The organism is Halorubrum ezzemoulense, assembly GCF_004126515.1.
GTDB classification, from domain to species: Archaea; Halobacteriota; Halobacteria; order Halobacteriales; family Haloferacaceae; genus Halorubrum; species Halorubrum ezzemoulense.
Map to the genome: position 1 here is coordinate 1,233,188 of NZ_CP034940.1, position 13,870 is coordinate 1,247,057.

18 protein-coding genes are annotated in these 13,870 nt (G+C 71.3%); 6 read left to right on the top strand and 12 right to left on the bottom strand.

Annotated features, from left to right (window positions below):
* Positions 1-5 precede the first annotated feature (5 nt).
* The 3 genes from EO776_RS06160 to EO776_RS06170 all read left to right on the top strand — a co-directional run bounded on the left by EO776_RS06160 (position 6) and on the right by EO776_RS06170 (position 2,110).
* Positions 6-1,004 carry an isocitrate/isopropylmalate family dehydrogenase gene (locus EO776_RS06160; RefSeq protein WP_049929873.1) on the top strand — a complete coding sequence of 333 codons (999 nt, stop codon included), beginning with the start codon at positions 6-8 and terminating at the stop codon, positions 1,002-1,004.
* A gap of 95 nt (positions 1,005-1,099) precedes the next feature.
* Positions 1,100-1,471 (top strand): DUF555 domain-containing protein, encoded by a 372-nt coding sequence (locus EO776_RS06165; RefSeq protein ID WP_006113355.1) that lies wholly within the window; start codon positions 1,100-1,102, stop codon positions 1,469-1,471.
* 96 nt (positions 1,472-1,567) lie between these two features.
* Complete coding sequence (locus EO776_RS06170; protein ID WP_049929872.1) at positions 1,568-2,110, top strand: CBS domain-containing protein; 543 nt, start codon at positions 1,568-1,570, stop codon at positions 2,108-2,110.
* Between the two features lies 1 nt (position 2,111).
* Here the strand turns inward: EO776_RS06170 and EO776_RS18920 are convergent, their stop codons facing one another.
* The 4 genes from EO776_RS18920 to EO776_RS06185 form a co-directional block, all read right to left on the bottom strand.
* Positions 2,112-2,276, bottom strand: coding sequence for a hypothetical protein (locus EO776_RS18920; protein ID WP_169514826.1), 165 nt, complete (start codon positions 2,274-2,276; stop codon positions 2,112-2,114).
* Positions 2,277-2,381: 105 nt separating this feature from the next.
* On the bottom strand, positions 2,382-3,428 hold the full coding sequence (gene purM / locus EO776_RS06175) for a phosphoribosylformylglycinamidine cyclo-ligase (RefSeq protein ID WP_049929871.1): 1,047 nt from the start codon (positions 3,426-3,428) through the stop codon (positions 2,382-2,384).
* 82 nt (positions 3,429-3,510) lie between these two features.
* A complete protein-coding gene (locus EO776_RS06180) occupies positions 3,511-4,185 on the bottom strand; it encodes a zinc metalloprotease (protein WP_086215691.1) in 675 nt (224 codons plus the stop codon).
* The gene (locus EO776_RS06185; RefSeq protein WP_094519536.1) at positions 4,182-5,966 is read right to left on the bottom strand and encodes a TraB/GumN family protein; all 1,785 of its coding nucleotides are present in this window, start codon (positions 5,964-5,966) and stop codon (positions 4,182-4,184) included. Before EO776_RS06185 ends, EO776_RS06180 begins: the two co-directional genes overlap by 4 nt.
* Positions 5,967-6,090: 124 nt before the next feature.
* Between EO776_RS06185 and EO776_RS06190 the strand changes: the two genes are divergently transcribed.
* From EO776_RS06190 to EO776_RS06200, 3 genes are all read left to right on the top strand, one after another.
* Positions 6,091-6,780, top strand: a complete 690-nt coding sequence (locus EO776_RS06190) for an ArsR/SmtB family transcription factor (RefSeq protein ID WP_049929867.1) — start codon at positions 6,091-6,093, stop codon at positions 6,778-6,780.
* Between the two features lie 72 nt (positions 6,781-6,852).
* Positions 6,853-7,311, top strand: coding sequence for a bifunctional nuclease family protein (locus tag EO776_RS06195; RefSeq protein WP_049929866.1), 459 nt, complete (start codon positions 6,853-6,855; stop codon positions 7,309-7,311).
* Between the two features lie 79 nt (positions 7,312-7,390).
* A complete protein-coding gene (locus EO776_RS06200) occupies positions 7,391-7,876 on the top strand; it encodes an acyl-CoA thioesterase (RefSeq protein ID WP_100050356.1) in 486 nt (161 codons plus the stop codon).
* Between the two features lie 62 nt (positions 7,877-7,938).
* Here the strand turns inward: EO776_RS06200 and EO776_RS06205 are convergent, their stop codons facing one another.
* From EO776_RS06205 to EO776_RS06240, 8 genes are all read right to left on the bottom strand, one after another.
* Positions 7,939-8,451, bottom strand: a complete 513-nt coding sequence (locus EO776_RS06205; protein WP_086220563.1) for a GIY-YIG nuclease family protein — start codon at positions 8,449-8,451, stop codon at positions 7,939-7,941.
* A gap of 37 nt (positions 8,452-8,488) precedes the next feature.
* Entirely contained in the window at positions 8,489-8,932 is a 444-nt protein-coding gene (locus tag EO776_RS06210) for a thioredoxin domain-containing protein (protein WP_049929861.1), read from the bottom strand.
* 78 nt (positions 8,933-9,010) lie between these two features.
* On the bottom strand, positions 9,011-9,295 hold the full coding sequence (locus EO776_RS06215; RefSeq protein WP_049929859.1) for a DUF7545 family protein: 285 nt from the start codon (positions 9,293-9,295) through the stop codon (positions 9,011-9,013).
* Positions 9,296-9,393: 98 nt separating this feature from the next.
* Positions 9,394-10,470, bottom strand: a complete 1,077-nt coding sequence (locus EO776_RS06220) for a metal ABC transporter permease (RefSeq protein ID WP_049929856.1) — start codon at positions 10,468-10,470, stop codon at positions 9,394-9,396.
* A complete protein-coding gene (locus EO776_RS06225) occupies positions 10,470-11,210 on the bottom strand; it encodes a metal ABC transporter ATP-binding protein (RefSeq protein ID WP_094519535.1) in 741 nt (246 codons plus the stop codon). The genes EO776_RS06220 and EO776_RS06225 overlap by 1 nt, the downstream gene beginning before the upstream one ends.
* Positions 11,211-11,310: 100 nt before the next feature.
* Positions 11,311-12,354 (bottom strand): metal ABC transporter substrate-binding protein, encoded by a 1,044-nt coding sequence (locus EO776_RS06230; RefSeq protein WP_094519534.1) that lies wholly within the window; start codon positions 12,352-12,354, stop codon positions 11,311-11,313.
* A 133-nt stretch (positions 12,355-12,487) separates the two neighbouring features.
* On the bottom strand, positions 12,488-12,973 hold the full coding sequence (locus tag EO776_RS06235; protein WP_086220561.1) for an aminoacyl-tRNA deacylase: 486 nt from the start codon (positions 12,971-12,973) through the stop codon (positions 12,488-12,490).
* 160 nt (positions 12,974-13,133) lie between these two features.
* Positions 13,134-13,859 (bottom strand): ribosome assembly factor SBDS, encoded by a 726-nt coding sequence (locus EO776_RS06240; protein ID WP_094579642.1) that lies wholly within the window; start codon positions 13,857-13,859, stop codon positions 13,134-13,136.
* Positions 13,860-13,870: the final 11 nt, after the last annotated feature.

Below are 13,870 nucleotides of genomic sequence, written 5' to 3' on the forward strand. Positions count from 1 at the left end.
GCCGGATGACCGACGAGATCGTCGTCATCGAGGGCGACGGCATCGGCCGCGAGGTCGTGCCGGCCGCCGTCGAGGTGTTGGACGCGCTCGACCCCGACTTCGAGTTCGTCCGCGGGGACGCGGGCGACGCGACCCGGGACGCGACCGGCGAGGCGCTCCCCGACGAGACGTACGACCTGGTGGCCGACGCGGACGCGACGCTGTTCGGCGCGGCGGGCGAGACGGCCGCCGACGTGATCCTCCCGCTGCGCGAGGCGGTGGACTCGTTCGTCAACGTCCGGCCCGCGAAGGCGCTCCCGGGCGTCGACGCGCTCCGGCCGGAGACGGACGTGGTGTTCCTCCGCGAGAACACCGAGGGCGTCTACGCGGGCCACGAGGACCGCCTCTCGGAGGACCTCTCGACGCTGACACGCGTCGTCACGTCGTCGGCCTCGCGCGAGCTGGCCGAGTACGCCTGTGACTTTGTCGAGGACGGGCGCGGCCCCGCCGGGGACCCAGAGGAGGGGTTCACCGTCGCCCACAAGGCGAACGTGATGCGCGAGACGGACGGCCGGTTCCGCGACGAGGTCGCGGCGGTCGCAGACGAGCGCGGCGTCGACGCCGACGAGGAGCTGATGGACGCGTTCGCGACGAAGCTCCCGCTCGACCCGGGCCAGTACGGCGTGATCGTCTGCCCGAACCTCGCGGGCGACGTGCTCTCCGACCTCGCGGCCGGGCTCGTCGGCGGCCTCGGTCTGCTCCCGTCGGCGAACATCGGCCACGACAACGCGCTGTTCGAGCCGGTCCACGGCACGGCCCCGGACATCGCGGGCGAGGGGGTCGCCAACCCGACCGCGGCGGTCCTCTCGGCGGCCATGCTGCTCGAGTACCTCGGCCACGTCGAGGCGGGGCAGCGGGTCCGCGACGCGGTCGAGGGCGTCCTCTCCGACGGCCCGCGCACCGGCGACCTCGGCGGCTCGGCGACGACCGACGAGGTCACCGCGGCGATCGTCGACCGCCTGTAGGGCGCGTCTCGCCGCCGGTTCCGCGTGATCGACGGCTCGTTTTCGACCGCGGCCAAACCACAAGACAAGAAACCCTGCGGCTCCTCCGACCGCGTATGAGCAACTACGAAGTCGCGATGGAAGCCGCCTGGTTGGTCCGTGACGTCGAGGAGACCGACGACGCCATCGGCGTCGCGGTCAGCGAAGCCGGCAAGCGACTCAACGAGACGGACAAGCAGTACGTCGAGGTCGAGCCCGGCGTCACCGGCTGTCCGGCCTGCGGCGAGCCGTTCGACGCCGCGTTCCTCGCGGCGAACACGGCCCTCGTAGGGCTGCTCCTAGAGATCGACGTGTTCAACGCCGACAGCGAGGAGCACGCGGAACGGATCGCGAAAAGCGAGGTCGGCGGCGCCCTCCGCGACGTTCCCCTCGAAGTCATCGACGTCTTCGAGACCGACGCGGACGAGGACGAAGAGCCGGAGCGATAGGCACGGACGCGGGGCGTCGGACGGATCTGCCGGGAGCGATCCCGGTGCCCGGTCGGTGCCGAAAGCTTTTCTAATAACCCTAAGTAATTAGCCGGCATGGAACTGCCGACGCCACAGGACCTCCGCGAGCGCCGGACCGCGCTGGAGCTGACCCAGAGCGAACTCGCCGACGCCGCGGACGTCTCCCAGCCACTCATCGCGCGGATCGAGGGCGGCGACGTCGACCCGCGGCTCTCGACGCTGCGCCGGATCGTCAACGCCCTCCAAGAGGCGGAGGGCGAGGTCGTGCGCGCGGCCGACCTGATGAACGAGACCGTGATCAGCGTCGCGCCCGACGACGCCGTGGGCGAGGCGGTCGATCTGATGGAGGCCGAGGCGTACTCGCAGCTCCCCGTTCTCCAGAACGGCGTGCCCGTCGGGTCGATCAGCCAGGGCGACGTGGTCCACGCCGGCGAGAACGTCGGCGATCACCCGGTCAGCGAGGTGATGAGCGAGTCGTTCCCGACGGTCGCGCCGTCGGCGACCGTCGACGAGGTCCGGAACCTCCTCGACCACTACAAGGCGGTGATGGTCACCGACGGCGGGGAGACGGTCGGAATCATCACGGAGGCGGACATTGCGGCGCAGTTGTCGCAGTAGCTCACTCCTCGCGCCGCTCCGACAGTCGCTCCCAGATCTCCGTACACCCCGCGCCGTCCGGCACGTCCTCGACGTGCGCCGACTCTTCGGCCCGTCCGTCCCCGTCGTCCTCGGAGCCGTCGGCTTCGGTCCCGCTCTCTTCCTCCGATACGGCCCCGTCCGTCATTGACTCGGCCTACGCGGTGGCCGGTCATAACGGGTCAGTCGGCGGCACGCCCCGCCGCCGCTCCGCGGCGGCCGCAACGATCGCCGGTACCTCGGACGCGACCGCTCACAGCTCCAGCCCGCGGATCGCGACGCTCGCCCCGTCGTCGCCTCCGGCGTCCGCCGCGCCGTCCTCGACGCGGCCGATCACGCGACCGTCGGTCGCGTCGGCCAGCGCGTCCGCGGCGTCGGCGTCGACCGCGGCGACGAACCCCGTCCCCATGTTGAACGTGCGGTACATCTCCTCGTCGGAGACGTTCCCCTCGGACCGGACGAACTCGAAGACGGGCTGCGGGTCGAACGCGTCGTCGACGACGTAGCGGTGATCGCCGAGGCGGTCGAGGTTCGTCCAGCCGCCGCCCGTCACGTGGGCGGCGCCGCGGACGCCGTGGTCGCGCATCGGGTCGAGCAGGTCGGTGTATATCGCGGTCGGTTCGAGCAGCGCGTTGCCGAGCGTCTCGTAGTCGCCGAACGGGCAGGGATCCGTGTAGGCGTGGTCGCGCGTGACGGCCTCTCGGGCCAGCGTGAGCCCGTTCGAGTGGATCCCCGACGACTGCCAGCCGACGAGCGCGTCGCCCGGCTCCGCGCGGCCGTCGAACACGCCGTCCTTCGCGGCGAGGCCCGCGCACGTACCGGCCAGGTCGAGCCCGCGGACGACATCCGGCATCACGGCCGTTTCGCCGCCGACGAGTTCGATGTCCGCCAGCTCGGCGCCGCGAGCGAGCCCCTCGCCGACCTGCTCGGCGAACCGCTCGTCCGGCTCGTCGACGGCGAGGTAGTCGACGAACGCGACGGGGCGGACCCCGGCCGCGACGAGGTCGTTGACGTTCATCGCGATACAGTCGATGCCGACCGTGGAGTAGTCGCCGAGCGCCTCCGCGACGAGGAGCTTCGTCCCGACGCCGTCGGTCGCGAGCGCGAGGTAGCGGTCGCCGATATCGAGGAGGCCCGCGTAGTCGCTCCCCGAGCCGTCCGCGTCGGAGTCCGAGCCGACCGCGCCGATCAGCGCGGCGGTGGCGGCCTCGCTCGCGTCGATATCGACGCCCGCGTCCGCGTAGGTGAGTTCGTCGTCGCCGTCCGGTCCCCCGCCGCCGCTCCCGTCGCCCTCGGTCATGTGTGTGGAGGCACGCCGGCGGAGCAAAAACGCACCGTTCCGGGCGAAGCCGCCGGACGCGCGGCGGTCGCCCGACCGCGGCTCAGAACGGGCCGCCGAAGCCGAGCCCGACGACGAAGACGAGCCCGACGGCGAGCAGGACCGAGGGGACGAAGACGGCCGCCCAGACCGGCTTGCTCCACGACAGCACCGTCTTCCCATCGAGCGGGCCATACGGGACGAGGTTGAACGCCGCGAGAAACGCGTTGATCGCGATGCCGCGCGCGCCGAGGATCGTCACGAGTTCGCTGCCGAGGAGCCCGCCGAGCGCGAACAGCGGGAAGAACACGGCCATCAGCCCGAGGTTCACGGCCGGGCCGGCGAGCGCGATATGCCCGTGCTCCCGCGGCGTCAGCCGCCCGCGGTGGTGGACGGCGCCGGGCGCGGCGAAGATGAACCCGAGGAGCGAGCTCATCACGGCAAGGAACAACATGCTGTTGTCCGCGCGGAACTCCGCGACTTGGTCGTAGTGGACCGCGACGACCTTGTGCGCGACCTCGTGGAGGAGGAAGGCGACCCCAGCGGTCGCGAGCCCGACGAACAGCGGCGGGATCACGCCCGCGGCGAGGATGCGACCGATCCCGGCCGAGCCGCCGACGAAGAACAGGGTGAACGCCACGCCCAAGGCGAGCCACGCGACGAGCAGGTCGCGGAGCTCCGCGCCGCTGAAGTAGAGCCCCGCGATTCGCCGCCCCGAGAACGTCGCGCCGCCGCTCATGCGATCCCCCCCACGGCGCCGCGCACGAGGTCGGCGCCGTTGACCGCGCCCTCGACGAGCAGCCGCCCGACCTCGTCGACGCCGCCGACCTCGGCGCCGAACATCGCCGGGATGACGTACGCCGCGAAGAGGAAGCTCGCGACGATGCTACCGACGTTCGTCATCGCGACGACGACGATGAGCCGGAACAGCGGCACGTCGAGCATCGCGGAGACTAACTCGCCGACCGACCGCGTCTCGTCGCCGAGCAGGTCGTTGAGCGCGCCGATGTCCGCCACGTTCACGGTCAGGCTCCGCAGTTCGACGTAGCCGGTGAACCAGCCGGGCGCGAGCAGCGGGTTGATCGAGGTCATCCACGCGACGGCGCCGCCGACGCCCGCCGAGAGCCAGCGTGCGCCGGCGACCTTCGCGAAGGCGAAGGCGAAGACGCCGTTGATCAGGAACCACGCGCCGAACAGCCGGAGCAGGAACGCGTTGCCGGCGCCGCCGAGCGCCAGCAGGAGGAAGAAGCCGACGAAGCTGACGGTGATCGCGTAGCCGATCGCCTTCTTCCAGGGGAGCCCGCGTCCCGATTCCTCGCCGACCAAGTCGTCCATCGCCGGGAGGGTCGCGGGCTCGGCGAGGTACCGCTCGATCCCCGCCTGGTGGCCCGCGCCGACGACGGCGACCACGTCGTGCCCGGCCTCGCGGAGCGCGACGAGCCGGTGGGCGATGAACGCGTCGCGCTCGTCGATGAGCGCCTCCGCGCCGCCCGGGGAGAACTGCCGGAACTCCTCCATCATCATCGTCACCACGTCCGTGTCGGTGAGGTCCGCGGCGTCCAGCTCCTCGATACCCCCGGCCTCCGGGTCCACCTCGCCGCCGCCGAACCCGCTGACCGCGATCGCGAGGACGGCGCCGACGACGAGACCGAGGCCGATCCCGATCCCGAAGCCCCCGATCGCCGCAACGGGGAACCCGCCGAGGTACGCCGAGACGGGTCCGTTCGCGGCCCCGGTGACCCCGGCGGCGACGCCGGTCGAGAGCCCGGTGCCGACCGCGGCGTAGAGCCGCTGGTCCGGAGAGAGCGCGAGCGAGCCGACCTGGTCGACGGCGATCCCGACGCCGAGCGCGACGAGGACGCCCGCGGCGACGCTCGTCAGGATCGCGTCGGTGATCCCGACGGCGCCGCCGAAGAGGCCGATGGCCGGCCCGGCGAGGATCCCGACCAGGAGCCCGCCGATCGCGCCGGCGACCCGCGGGTCGCTGACGCCGAACGCGAGCCCGCCGACGAGCCGGAGCTTCTCCGTGATCGTCATGCGGGCCCAGAAGCGTTGGATCGTGGTCTGGATGTCGCGGTCGACCAAGGCGACGTCGATGCCGAGCGACTCGGCGATGTCAACGGCGGCCTTCATATCGGCGCCCGGCTCGATATCGAACCGCTCGCCGAGCTGGGTCTGGACGTACGAGAGCATCCAGTACGCCAGAAACTGGAACACCGTGTTCCCCCTGAGCAGGTCGCCGGCGTCGAGGTCGTCGGGCGTCTCGCCGTTCATCTGGCGGTAGCGCCCCTCGTCGAGCTCGACCGCGACGACGTCGGGGCGTTCCCGCTCTATCGTCTCCTCGACCTCGTCGACGGAGCGCTCCGACACGTGTGCGGTCCCGACGACCGTCACGCTCCCCTCGCCGTCGGCGGCGGGTCCGCGGCCCGGATTCCGGTCGAGGTCGCCGCCGTCGGTGCGCGGCGGTCTGTCGGTCGACGGGGGTGCCTCGTCGTCGGTCCCCCGTGACGTCTCTGTCATCACCCGACGTACTCGGTCACCGCGTTTAGGGTTTGTGCGTCGGTCCCGGCTCCCGCTCGGGCAGGGTCGACCCCGTCCCCAACGATCCAACAAGTTTGTATCCTCACGCGCCACAGGATGTCGTATGTCCCGGCTGTTGCCCTCCCTGCCGGACGCGACGCCAGAGGAGCGCGAGCCCCGGGTCGTCGGCGTCGACGACGACGAGGCCGACGACCTCATCGCGGCCCTCGGCTCCGAGACGGCGCGCGCGATCCTCTCGACGCTCCACGACCGCCCGGCGACGAAGTCGGAGATCGCCGACGAGGTCGACACCTCGCTCCAGAACGTCCAGTACCACCTCTCCCGGCTCGACGAGGCCGACCTCGTGGAGGTGGTCGACACCGCCTACTCCGAGAAGGGCCGCGAGATGGACGTGTACGCCGCAGCGGACGAGCCGCTCGTGCTGTTCGCTGGCGGCTCCGAGGAGTCGACGGGGATCAAGACCGCGCTCATGCGTCTGCTCGGCGGGTACGGGATCATCGGACTCGCCGCGGTCGCCGCCCAGCGGCTCCTCGCGGTCGGCTCGCTCGCGGACCCGCGGACGAGCGCCTCGGGCGGTGACGACGTTGGGACGGCCAGCACCGACGGCCCCTCGATAGAGAGCGTCCCCGACCAGAACACCGCCGCCGACGGCGCCGACAGTGCGGTCGACCTCGTCGGCCGCCCGCTCGCGGAGTACGCGGTCTCGCTCGTCGAGCCGGGGGTCGTCTTCTTCGTCGCCGCCGCGCTCGTCTTCACGCTGGCGTGGGCGTACTGGTACCGAGCGTCGAGCTAGGGCGGCGGGGGTCGCGGACCGAACGGGACGCGCGTGGGACAGCTATTCAAGCGGCCGTCACCACGTTCCGATATGGAACACGAAGCCGAGGTCGTCGGGGTCGGTGCGGGGTCTGCGCCGAGCGGCGACGTCCCGGCGGTGATCCTCTCCGCGCGCGACGAGTACGTCCCGATATTCGTCAGCGGCGACCAGGCCCGATCGATCGGTATGGCGCTGGAGGGCGAACCGTTCGACCGACCGCTCACGCACGACCTGCTCGTTGACATCCTCACGGAGTTCGGCGGCGCCATCGACCGCGTCCGCGTCGACGACCTCCGCGACGGCACCTTCTACGCGAAGGTCGACGCCGAGCGCTACGAGGAGGGCGAGCCGGAGCGGTTCGTCTTCGACGCCCGTCCCTCCGACGCGCTCGCGCTCGCCGTGCGCCTCGACTGTCCGATCGTCGTCACCGACGAGGTGATAGACGAAGCGGGGCGACCGCCCGACTCGGTCCAGTTTAGCGGCGACGGCGACCCATCGGAGGAGCGCTGAGCCCGGGGCCCCGGACTCGGCGGGCGGCGGGCCCGCGCCGAAGCCCGTCGTTCAAGTTGCCGCATCTCCCACCACGGGCATGGACGAGACCGCGACGCTCGCCTCCTCGCACACGGAGATGACGGAGATGCTCCTCCCGAACGACACGAACAACCTCGGCCGGGCGCTCGGGGGCGCCGTGCTCCACTGGATGGACATCTGCGGCGCCATCGCCGGCATGCGGTTCTCGAACCGACAGGTGGTCACCGCGTCGATGGACCACGTCGACTTCATCTCCCCGATCGAGATGGGCGAGGTCGCGATCGTCGAGGGATACGTGTTCAACACCGGCCGGACGAGCGTCGACGTGAAGGTCGACGTGCGCGCGGAGAATCCCCGCACGGACGAGACGCGCCGGACCACCACCTCCTACTTCACCTTCGTCGCGCTCGACGACGACGACGGGCGCCCCACGCCGGTCCCCGACCTCGACTGTCCGACCGCCGACGAGGAAGCGCTCCGCGAGGACGCTATGAACGGGCGCGAGGAGCAGCTGCGACAGGTCGTGAACCGGTACGACCTCTGACCGCGCAGACCGACACGACCTCCAGCCCCGTGAACCGGCACGACCGCCGACCGCACGGCCCGTTACTCTCCGGAGCCCGCGACGACCTCGACGGTCGCGTCCGGGTCGGCGGCGGCCGCGACCGCGGCCTCGTGCGCCGCCAGCGCGCGCTCCGCGAGGCCGTTGAGCGCGTCGCGGTCGGGTCCGCTCACCTCGGCCGCCTCGGACCCGTCGCCTGCCGCGAGGTGACTCGGACAGTCGCAGTCGGAGGCGCCGAACCCGTCTACCGGGCCGGCGGGTAGGCGCTCCGCGACCGGACACTCGACGTCGACGCCGAGGCTCCGCACGACGCGGTCGATCCGCGCGGCCGGGTGACCGAGCAGGTAGTCGACGTGCCAGTGGCGGACGTCGTGGTCGCCCCGCGCCGTCCGCCGGTGCCTGTCGACCCGCGAGAACCCGCCGGCGCCGAGCGCGCTGCCCGTGTACGCGTACGCGCCGGCCGGGAGACGGTGTTCGCCGAGCGCGCCCGCCGACAGCGTGGCGTCGGCCGCGAGGGCGACGATGAGGGTGTAGCTGCCGCCGTCGGCGTCGGTCATCCGTCCCCCGCCGGCCGCGACCCGGTCCCGGTCGCGCTCACGACAGCGCGGTCGGCGCCTCGTCGGCGGCCGCCCGGAGCGACCCGACCATCTCGCCCGCGTCGTCGTCCAGTCGGTAGGTGTCGTGGACGTCCGCAGGGTCGCGGCCCCGGCCGGACAGCGTCCCGACGACGTCGGCGATGCGGTCGTAGTTGTCGCGCACGAGCCCGCCGACGATGCCCGGCGTTCCCGCGCGGTCGGCCAGCTCCTCGGCGGCCGACCGCCCCGCGTACACCCGCCGCTCGACCGGGTCGACGAGCACCATCGCGAACGGGCGCGAGCCGAACTGCGCGTCGAGGAACGGGCCGACCGGGTCGGCCTCCCACGGGACCGCGACGACGCCCTCGAGCCGGCGGAGCGCGACCGCGGCGACCGAGCAGTACGGGCAGTCGCCGTCGAAGATCAACACCGGCGCGTCCGCGCCGTCCGGGTCAGTAGACATGCGAAAACGTAGGGACTCGACCGGCTTAAGCGGCCGGTCGGACGAACTCGTTCGGGTGCCGGGGCGCGTCGGACCCGCTCAGTGCGAGTGGCCGAGCGCGTCTTCGAGCGACTGCCCGAACCGCTCCTCGAACAGCTCCGCGGCCGTCTCGTTCATCTCCGCGATGTCCTCGGGCACGTCGCCCTCGCTGTGGTGGACGATGACGTGCGCCTGCTGGGCCATCGCCTGGACGACGACGTCTGAGACCACGGCGGTCGCGGCCTCGCCCTGCTCGCTGAGCACGTCGACGAGGCCGGCGGGCAGTTCGAACGACTCCTCGTCACCGTCGGGACCGGTGACCGTGTAGGTTTCTGTCTCTCCCATATCCGTCGGTCGCGGCCGCGACATAAGGGTCTGTGGAAACCGGACGCGAGCCGCGCACGACCGCCGCCTGCGGCCTCCGAGGCCGCCGGTCCGACCCGTCAACCGTGCGACGAGATCGCCTTCACCGAGGAGCCGGAGCCGACGATGCTGCCGAGGTACACCGCGATGGCCGTGACGACGATCGACCCCCCGGAGGGGAGGCCGAGTCCGATCGAAACGGCGAAGCCGCCGATCACCGACAGCTGGCCGAAGATGACGGCGAGGTACATCGTCTCGCGGAAGCTCCGGGCCACCTGCGAGGCGGCCGCGACGGGGACGACGAGCATCGCCGCCACGAGGATGACGCCGAGCACCTGCATCGCGCCGACGACGACGACCGCGGTCAGCACGACGAGCAGGGTATTGTAGCCGGTGACGTTCAGCTGGGCGACCCGCGCGGCCTGCTCGTCGAAGGTGATGAAGAGGAGCTGCTTGTACGTCAGCGCAACGCCTGCGACGACGATCAGCGAGAGCGCTCCCATGAGGCGCGCGCCCTCCGGCGTGACGACCGCGAGGTTCCCGAACAGGTACCCCTGGATGTTCACGCCGGTGAGCCCGTCGCCGTAGCTGATGATCAGGGTCCCGACCGCGAAGCTCCCGCTGAGCATGATCGCGATGGGTACGTCGCCGTACGCGTCGGTGCGCTCGGTGAGCCACTGGACCCCGAGCGCCCCGAGGATGCCGACCGCGAGCGCGACGAGCAGCAGCGAGCCGTTCCACCCCGTCGAGGAGGTGACGAGGATCCCGACGGCGACCCCGGCGAACGCGGTGTGCGCGAGCGTCTCGCCGATCAGCGCCATCTCGCGGTGGACGAGGAAGGAGCCGACGAGCGGGGCGACCACCCCGACGAGCACGCCAACCGCCATCGACTGCCACATGATCGGGTGTCGGAAGACGTTCGTCCCGAACGCGGCGTCCATCGCGCGCCCCATCGAGCGGAACGCGGCGTACAGCTCGCTCGCCACCGGCAGGTCCTGCGTCCAGTAGAGGAGGAGGAACGAGAGCATGACCGCCGCGACGACGCCCGTGAGCCCGATCCCGGCGAGCTCCGCGGTCCGGCGGAGTCCTCGTTCGCGGCCGGTCCGGTCCGGACGCGGACGCTCCCGCTCCCGGTCGGCCGGTGTCTCCCCGGTCATCAGTGGTGGTGGTGGACGACCTGTCCGGTCGCGCCGTACGCCTCCGCGAGGGCGTCGCTATCGACGAACGACTCCGTGTCCCCGTGGTGGTACAGCTCGGTGTTGATACAGGCGATGCGGTCCGCGCGGTCGGTGACGACGCCGATGTCGTGTTCGATGAGGATGATCGTAATCCCGTCTTCGTTGAGCTCGTCGAGGAGGGCGTAGAACGCGTCGCGCGACTCGGCGTCGACGCCGACCGTCGGCTCGTCGAGCGCGAGCAGGTCCGCGTCGCTCGCGAGGGCGCGAGCGATGTACGCTCGCTGCTTCTGCCCGCCGGACAGCTCCGAGACGAGCCGGTCGGCCAGGTCCCCGACCCCGACCGTCTCGATGGCGTCCGCGACGGCTGCGCGGTCGGCCGCGGAGAGCCGCCCTCGCCCGGCGTGCGCGAACCGCCCCATCGTGACGCACTCACGGACGGTGACGGGCATCGCGCCGCCGCGGCTCGTCGCCTTCTGGGAGACGTAGCCGATCCGGCCGCCGTCGTCGAACTCGTCGACCGGCCGGCCGAACAGCTCGACGGACCCCTCGTCGGGCTCGTGGAGGCCGAGCATGAGGTGGAGCAGCGTCGTCTTCCCGGAGCCGTTCGGTCCGACGAGCCCGAGGAAGTCGGCCTCCTCGACGGTGAGAGAGACGTCTCTCACGGCGACGGTGTCGCCGTAGGAGAACGTCACGCCGTCGAGGTCGACGATCGCGGTCACTTCGTGTGCCCCATCTGGACCGGCCGCACGTTTAGCTCTTTTACTCCGTCGCCGCGCCGCCGGGTCGGGGCGTCGCTCGGCGCGCCGGCGACCGTGCCGGTCACTGCGCCCCGAACGCCCGCTCGAAGGCCGGGACGTTGATCTCGGTCATCTGTTCGAGGTAGCCGTACCCGGCGTCGTTCCACTCCCGCGTCGTCCCCCCGGCCGGCGTGACGGGAACCGCCTCCGCCGCGCCGCTGTTCTCGACGATCGACTCGGCGAGCCGCGGCGACTGGAACCGGTCGTACAGCACCACGTCGATCCCCTCCGCGTCGACGAGGTCGATCGTGTCGGCGATCTCCGACTGGGTCGGCTCGTTCTGCGGTGAGACGCCCACCGGCGAGCGGAGCCGGAACCCGTAGCGCGCCTCCAGGTACTGGAAAGAGTTGTGGCCCGCCAACACCGCCACGTCGCGCGCGGCGTCCTCGGCGATCGACCGGAGGGCGTCGTCGATCGCGTCCAGATCCGCGGCGTACGCCTCGGCGTTGGCGGCGTACGCCTCGGCGTTGTCCGGGTCCGCCTCGCCCAGCCCGGTCGCGATCGTGTCGACCATCTCGGCCGCGAGGACCGGGTCCGTCCAGACGTGGGGGTCGTACCGGGTCCCGTTGTCGTGGTCTCCCTCATCGTGGCCCTGCCCGTCGTGGTCCCCCTCGTCGTGGCCCTCCTCGTCGTGGCTCTCCCCGTCGTGGCTCTCCCCGTGAGAGTGGTTCCACTCGAGCAGATCGCCTTCGAGCCCGTCAAGCACGTCGACCGTGGCGACCGTGTCGTAGTCGCTCTCCAGCGTCGCCGCCAGGTCTTGCGCCCACGCGAACTCCGGACTGTCGAGGTAGACGAACGCGTCCGTCGCCGCGACGTCCGCCGCGAGGGTCCCGTCGGGCGTCCACCCGTGGCCGAGCTGGCCCACGTCGACCGGGTCCTCGAAGCTCGCGTTGTCGCCCGCGACCTCGTTGGCCCAGTCGTTGAGCGTGAAGAACGCGGCGTACCCGGACTCGAACCCCTCGGAGCCGCCGCCACCGTTCCCGGCACACCCCGCGAGCGACGCCGCCGTTCCCGCGACCGCCAACCCGGCACCGCGCCGCAGCACCGACCGCCGTGAGTGAGTCATACCGATCTGTAGCGTAGATTAATAGAAAAAAGTTATTATTTCATAACCCAGTCTTAATAATCTCGCCCCCGAAACCGACCGTCGATTAACAACGCCGGAGTCGGAGCGGCGTCGGGCCCGGCGCGACGCCGCCTCATTCGGTGAGGTCGACGACCGCGGCGTCCGCGAGGTCGGCGAGCGTCTCGGGGTCGACCGCGAACACCGCGCTCGGTGTCCCGGCGGCGCCGTACACGGTGTCGTACTCGGCGAGCGTCGGGTCGAACACCGTCGGGAGCGCGGCTTCGTGGCCGATCGGCGGCACGCCGCCGATGCTCCAGCCGACGACCTCGCGGATGCGCCCCGGGTCGCCCATCTCGGCGTCGTCGGCGTCGAAGTGGTCGGCGACGGCGTCGAGGTCAAGCCGGTTCGCGCCGCTCGTGATCGCGGCGACGAGGCTTCCGTCTCGGTCGCCGCCGGAGAGCGAGACGACGATCGTCGACGCGATCGCGCCCGTCTCGCGGTCGAGCGCGTCGGCCGCCGCGGCCGCCGTCTCCGTGCCGGCGTCGAACTCCAGCACGTCGATTTCGACGCCGTACCGCTCCCGAGCCCGCCGTTCGAACTCCGCCGCGCGTGGGTGCATGCGATACGAGACCGCGCCCCGCGGACATCAACCTCTCGGAGGCGGTGAAACTGCGGCGACGGGCAGAGTCGCGGTCCGCGTCGTGGTCGGTGTCGCGAGCGCGGTCGGCGTTGCGGTCGCTCTCCGGGCGCGGTCGCCGTCGCCGGGCCGTCAGGACCCGTTACCGGGTCCGGAGTTCGTCTTTGTCCTTGATCACGCGGGCGTCGCCCTCGCCCGAGGTGATCTCGTTGACGAGGTCGTAGAGGTCGTTCTGGAGCCCGGCCGGGAAGGTGAGTACCCCAACCCAGGAGCCGTCGTTCTGCCACTCCTCGCGCTCAAGGTCGCCGAACTCCCGGATCTGCGCCTGTCCGGACCCCGCGTAGTCGGCCGGGAGCTGGACCGCCATCGTCACCTCCTCGAACCGGATCGGGATCACCGGTCGCAGCGCGTCGAGCGCGTCGTCGACCTGGTTCTCTACCGCTTCCATCGGGTCGATCTGGAACCCGGCCTCATCCAGCGCGCGCTCGATCCGCTCGGGCGGGTGCGGCGAGTCGTCCATCTGCGGGTTCACGGCGTTGCGCGTGATGGTGGTCACCAGCTGATTGTGCTTCCGCTCTTGCATCTCCGCGCGCTGCTCGGCGGTGATCTGTATCTCCCCGCGCTCGACGACCTCCGGAATGATCGAGAGCGGATCAGTGGTGCCGAAGACGGTCTCTAAATCCTCCTCTGCCGGTCGGTCGCCCCGCGAGGCGTTCTCGAAGACGTCCTCCGCGGCGATGACCTCCTCTAAGTCACCGTCGAACTCGCCGCGCTTGATCGCGAGCGCGGCGTCGGGGTCGATCAGGACCTCGAAGCGCTCCCCGTGTGACTCCAGTCGGGCCGTCACGGCCTCGTCGAGCGATATCATACCGGACGCTA